Annotated in this window: 8 protein-coding genes; all 8 read left to right on the top strand. The window is 66.5% G+C overall.

Annotated elements, in window-relative coordinates; genetic code table 11:
- Nucleotides 1–392, top strand: a 392-nt coding sequence (locus tag JYJ84_RS27755) for a cytochrome P460 family protein (protein ID WP_205189711.1), incomplete at its 5' end; no start/stop codon positions are given.
- 303 nt (nt 393–695) lie between these two features.
- Complete coding sequence (locus tag JYJ84_RS27750; protein ID WP_175219257.1) at nt 696–1,022, top strand: DUF4148 domain-containing protein; 327 nt, start codon at nt 696–698, stop codon at nt 1,020–1,022.
- Between the two features lie 84 nt (nt 1,023–1,106).
- Nucleotides 1,107–1,898 carry an alpha/beta fold hydrolase gene (locus tag JYJ84_RS27745; RefSeq protein ID WP_175219259.1) on the top strand — a complete coding sequence of 264 codons (792 nt, stop codon included), beginning with the start codon at nt 1,107–1,109 and terminating at the stop codon, nt 1,896–1,898.
- Between the two features lie 4 nt (nt 1,899–1,902).
- Nucleotides 1,903–2,064 carry a hypothetical protein gene (locus tag JYJ84_RS27740; RefSeq protein ID WP_164462652.1) on the top strand — a complete coding sequence of 54 codons (162 nt, stop codon included), beginning with the start codon at nt 1,903–1,905 and terminating at the stop codon, nt 2,062–2,064.
- 426 nt (nt 2,065–2,490) lie between these two features.
- The gene (locus JYJ84_RS27735) at nt 2,491–2,961 is read left to right on the top strand and encodes a rhodanese-like domain-containing protein (protein WP_175219261.1); all 471 of its coding nucleotides are present in this window, start codon (nt 2,491–2,493) and stop codon (nt 2,959–2,961) included.
- A 28-nt stretch (nt 2,962–2,989) separates the two neighbouring features.
- A complete protein-coding gene (epsC, locus tag JYJ84_RS27730; RefSeq protein WP_174962072.1) occupies nt 2,990–3,928 on the top strand; it encodes a serine O-acetyltransferase EpsC in 939 nt (312 codons plus the stop codon).
- A gap of 8 nt (nt 3,929–3,936) precedes the next feature.
- A complete protein-coding gene (locus JYJ84_RS27725; protein WP_122948837.1) occupies nt 3,937–4,158 on the top strand; it encodes a helix-turn-helix domain-containing protein in 222 nt (73 codons plus the stop codon).
- Between the two features lie 138 nt (nt 4,159–4,296).
- Nucleotides 4,297–5,229, top strand: coding sequence for a family 2A encapsulin nanocompartment shell protein (locus tag JYJ84_RS27720; RefSeq protein ID WP_021156739.1), 933 nt, complete (start codon nt 4,297–4,299; stop codon nt 5,227–5,229).
- Nucleotides 5,230–5,249 lie beyond the last annotated feature (20 nt).

Genomic DNA, 5,249 nt, shown 5'->3' with positions numbered 1-5,249 from the left:
CGATTCCGCCCGGCTACCGGAAGTGGGAAATGGTCGCGCCGGCCGAAGAAGCCGCCCCCCTCGATGAACTACGCGTGGTGCTCGGCAATCCCGTCGCGATCCGTGCGCTCGAACAGGCGACGCTGCCGTTCCCGGACGGCACGATCCTCGTGAAGCTCGCGTACAAGCGCAAGCAATCCGACGAGCTGCCCAGTGCGACGGTGCCCGGCCAGGCGACGACCGTGCAGGTGATGGTGAAGGACTCGCGCCGCTATGCGTCGACGGGCGGTTGGGGTTTCGGGCGCTTCATCAACGGCGTGCCCGCCGATATCGGCCAGCATCAGACGTGCTTTGCGTGCCACCAGGCGCGTGTGAAGAACCACGACTACGTGTTCACGCGGCTTGCGCCGTAACGTGCGGGGTTTGATGGGCTTGACGGAAAGGCGTGCCGTGCGTGGCACGCCTTTTTTCATGGTGGGCGTGCGTTGGCGGAGCACTTCATCGAAAAGGGCGGTGAACGATGCGGCAGCCGGGTTTGTATCGCCGTGTATCTGCGGCCGCTCCTGACAAACTGGCATGCAGAAAGCCCCGGTTCCGGAAACATGGCAGATACGTGCGCGGGTTCTACTGTCGACATGCAGGAAACGTTCGATGCCAGACGAACTGGATCGGATGCCGAATGATCGACTGACCACCTTCCTTCAAGGAGAATCCTCATGAAAGCCGCTCGAATCCTCGCCGTTGCCGTCCTCGCTGCCATCCCCGCCTTGTCGTTCGCCGATACCGGCCACGGCCTCACGCGTGCCGACGTGCGCGCCGAACTCGTCCGCCTGGAACAGGCCGGCTACAACCCGGCCCGCAGCGAACCGCATTACCCGGAAGACATCGCCGCCGCGCTGCAGGTCGCGCGTTCCGACCAGAACGGCCCGTCGAAGTCGCAAGGCGACAGCGTGGCCGATGCGTCGACGCCGGTCAGCCATCGCGACGCGGCCCAATCGCGTTCCGCACGGGACGCCGCGGACGGCCTGTACGCGCATTCGTGATCCGGTGCCGCGCCTGCTGCATGGAGGCGCGGTCGCCCATGCAGCACTTCATTTGAATAACACGACACAGATAGGAGCATGACGATGGCCGGTTTGATGAAAGGCGTTCTGGTATCCGCCGCGGTGATCGGCGGACTGTTCGGTGCGATCGCGGCGCAGGCCGCGCCGAAGGACGACCTGAAGGGCACGAACGTCGTGCTCGTGCACGGCGCGTTCGCCGACGGGTCGAGCTGGAACCGCGTGATTCCGCTGCTCGAGGCGCGCGGGCTGCACGTGGTGTCGGTGCAGAATCCGCTGAGCTCGCTCGCCGACGATGCGGCCGCGACGAAGCGCACGATCGACGCGCAGAACGGGCCGGTCGTGCTGGTCGGCCATTCGTGGGCCGGCGTCGTGATCAGCGATGCGGGCAACGACGACAAGGTGAAATCGCTCGTGTACGTCGCCGCGTTCGCACCCGACAACGGCCAGTCGATCGCCGACGTCACGCAGGGGCTGCCGGCGCCAGCGTGGGCCGGTGAGCTGCGCAAGGACGCGGGCGGTTTCGCCACGCTGTCGGACAAGGCGATCGCGCAGGATTTCGCGCCGGACCTGCCGCCCGCGCAGCAGCGCATCGTCGCGGCGACCCAGGGGCCGTGGTATGGCGGCTGCATTTCGGAGAAGGTCACGCAGGCCGCATGGCATGCGAAGCCGTCGTCGTTCGTCGTCGCGACGCAGGACCGGATGATCGACCCGAAGCTGCAGGAAGCGATGGCGAAGCGGATCGGCGCGACGGTCACACGCGTGAACGGTAGCCATGTGTCGATGCTGAGCCAGCCGAAGGCCGTGGCCGACGCGATCATCGCGGCTGCGGAGCGCGCGAAGCAGGATGCGCAGTAAGTGAATGAGGCGCCGCGCTTTCGCTGGGGAAGCGCGGCGCCATAACGGCGTACCGGTCGGCGTGCAGGTGGTGGCCGCGCATCACTGCGAGGATCTGTGCCGGCTCGCTGGCCGCGATATCGAGGCGCGTGGCGTGCCGGTCGCGCCGGTCGACCCGGTGCAGTGACCGGTTGACGGACAAGCGAATGCATCGGCGATGCCCGTCCTGCATCGCGCCGATGCATTCCGCCAGCCAGTCGGATGTCATCAGTCGTCCCTGCATGCGCGTCCGCGCTTGCACTCCGTTTCGAATTCCGTTGCAACGCGCCGCCCGCTGCGTCGATCGCCTCCCGCAACACCTTTCAAAGTCCTTCGATGCGTGACATCGAACGGTCACCATTCCGCCTGTCCTCCTCGCCGGCGAACCCGCCCCGATAGCGCGCGTCTGCTATTGCATTCCTCGCGCCGCTGATTAGGAAATGAATTTTTATTGGTTCTGCTTGCCCTTGCTCGCTCGCATAGTGGCGCTGACGGCTATAGACAGCACGCAAGCTGCAACGGCCGCATTCCCGGTGTTTTTGGTCATACGAATCAACGAAAACAAGGAAGTGTCATGACGGTTGCATTGGAAGAACGAACCGCTGCGCAGCAGGTGCTCGAAGACGCGCGCACGGCCGCTGCGGCGGCGAGCACGCCCTATGCGGGCGGCGTCGCGCCGGAAGCGGCGTGGGCGCTGTTCTCGTCCGGCGATGCGTTGCTGGTGGACGTGCGCACCGCGGAGGAACGGAAATTCGTCGGCCACGTACCGGAGTCGCTGCACGTGCCGTGGGCAACGGGCACGAGCCTGACACGCAACCCGCGCTTCGTGCGCGAACTGGAAGCGAAGACGGGCAAGACGGCCGTCGTGTTGCTGTTGTGCCGTAGCGGCAACCGCTCGGCGCAGGCGGCCGAGGCCGCGACGAAGGGCGGTTTCACGCAGGTATTCAACGTGCTCGAAGGGTTCGAGGGCGACCTCGACGAGCGGCAGCATCGCGGCGGCAGCAATGGCTGGCGCTTTCGCGGCCTGCCGTGGGCGCAGGACTGATTCACGGCCGTTACAGGGAGAACGCAGCATGGCCGCATTCGACATCGACGACATCGTTCAATCGCTGCAGACCGTGCGCCGCGCATGGCGCGAGAAGCAGCGGCGCTCGCTTGAACCGGGCGGGCGCGACTTGCCGGCGCGCGAGGCGCTCGCGCAAATCATCGGCGCGCTGAAGGGCGTGCTGTTCCCGATGCGGCTCGGGCCGCCGGACCTGCGCCAGGAGAGCGAGAACTTCCACGTGGCCCATGCGCTCGACGCGGCGCTGAACGCGCTGCTCGCGCAGGTGACGCTCGAATTGCGCTATGCGGCGCGCCAGCGTCACACCGACGGGCCGGTCGATACCGTCGACGTCGTCGCTTCGTCGGCCGTGCAATCCTTTGCCGCGCGGCTTCCGGAGATTCGCCGGTTGCTCGACAGCGATGTGCTGGCCGCATTCCACGGCGATCCGGCGGCCGGCAGCGTCGACGAGGTGCTGCTGTGCTACCCGGGCATCCTCGCGATGATCCACCACCGGCTCGCGCACGAGCTGTACGGGCTCGGCCTGCCGCTGCTCGCGCGGATCATCGCCGAGCAGGCACACGCGGAGACGGGCATCGACATTCATCCGGGCGCGCGCATCGGCGCGGGCTTCTTCATCGACCACGGCACCGGCGTCGTGATCGGTGAAACCGCGATCATCGGTGAGCGCGTACGCGTGTACCAGGCCGTCACGCTCGGCGCGAAGCGCTTTCCGCGCGATGCGGCCGGCCATCTGGAGAAGGGGCTCGCACGCCATCCGATCGTCGAGGACGACGTCGTGATCTATGCGGGCGCAACGATCCTCGGCCGCGTGACGATCGGGCGCGGCGCGGTGATCGGCGGCAACGTGTGGCTTACGCAGGACGTGCCGGCCGGCGCGAACATCACGCAGGCGGTGCTGCGCAGCGAAGCGAACGCCGCGCCGCGCGCGGCGGCGCGTGTCGCCTAGGAGGCGCGATGAGCAACCTCATCCATCACTTCGGCGCCAACGTGCGCAAGCTGCGCGAAGCGCGCACGTGGTCGCAGGAGCAGCTGGCCGAGCATGCGGGGCTGAACCGCTCGTATGTCGGCGAGATCGAGCGCGGCGAGGCGATCGCATCGATCGTCACGGCCGACAAGATCGCGCGCGCGTTCGACGTGTCGATCTCGACGCTGCTGCCGGGCGCATACGTCACCTGAGGCCGCCCGGTTTCGTTTCCCTTTCGGTTGCACGCGACATGACGGCTATAGCATGTTGAGCCGGCAGGTGCGTGCTTCCGATAATCACCGAGCGTCATAAGCAATCCCGTTTTTCATCTTAAGAACCCGGAGCCACACATGTCGACCGTTGCAAGCGGCACGGCCGCGCTGAGCGATCACGCCGCCCGCCAACTAGCGAACGCTACCAAGACCGTCCCCCAGCTTTCCACGATCACGCCGCGCTGGCTGACCCACCTGCTGCAATGGGTGCCGGTCGAGGCCGGCATCTATCGGCTGAACCAGGTGAAGAACCCGGAAGCCGTGCGTGCCGCGTGCACGCAGCTCGAGGACGAAAGCGTGCTGCCGCAGACCTTCGTGCCGTACGAGGAACAACCGCGCGAATACTTCCTGAACGCGGTGAGCACGGTGCTCGACGTGCATACGCGGATCTCCGATCTTTACAGCAGTCCTCACGACCAGATCAAGGAACAGCTGCGCCTGACGATCGAGACGATCAAGGAGCTGCAGGAAAGCCAGCTGATCAACAACCCCGACTACGGGCTGCTCGCGAACGTGACCGACGACCAGCGGATCTTCCCGCTGACGGGCGCGCCGACGCCGGACGATCTCGACGAGCTGCTGACCAAGGTGTGGAAGGAACCCGCGTTCTTCCTCACGCACCCGCTCGCGATCGCCGCGTTCGGCCGCGAATGCACGCGGCGCGGTGTGCCGCCGCCGACGGTCAGCCTGTTCGGCTCGCAGTTCCTCACGTGGCGCGGCATTCCGCTGATCCCGTCGGACAAGGTGCCGGTCGCGGACGGCAAGACCAAGATCCTGCTGCTGCGCGTCGGCGACAAGCGCCAGGGCGTAGTCGGCCTGTATCAGCCGGGTGTCGCGGGCGAGCAGGGCCCGGGCCTGTCGGTGCGCTTCATGGGGATCAACAACCAGGCGATCGCGTCGTACCTGATCTCGCTGTATTGCTCGCTCGCGGTCCATTCGCCGGATGCGCTGGCTGTCCTCGATGACGTCGAAATCGCCAAGTTCCATGACTATCCCGACACCTACCGTTAATCCCGGCCTGGCCGGCGGCG

Source organism: Burkholderia sp. LMG 13014, assembly GCF_905232215.1.
Classification (GTDB): domain Bacteria; phylum Pseudomonadota; class Gammaproteobacteria; order Burkholderiales; family Burkholderiaceae; genus Burkholderia.
Note: the sequence above shows the minus strand (reverse complement) of the source record. Positions and strands in the feature narration are given on the sequence as shown.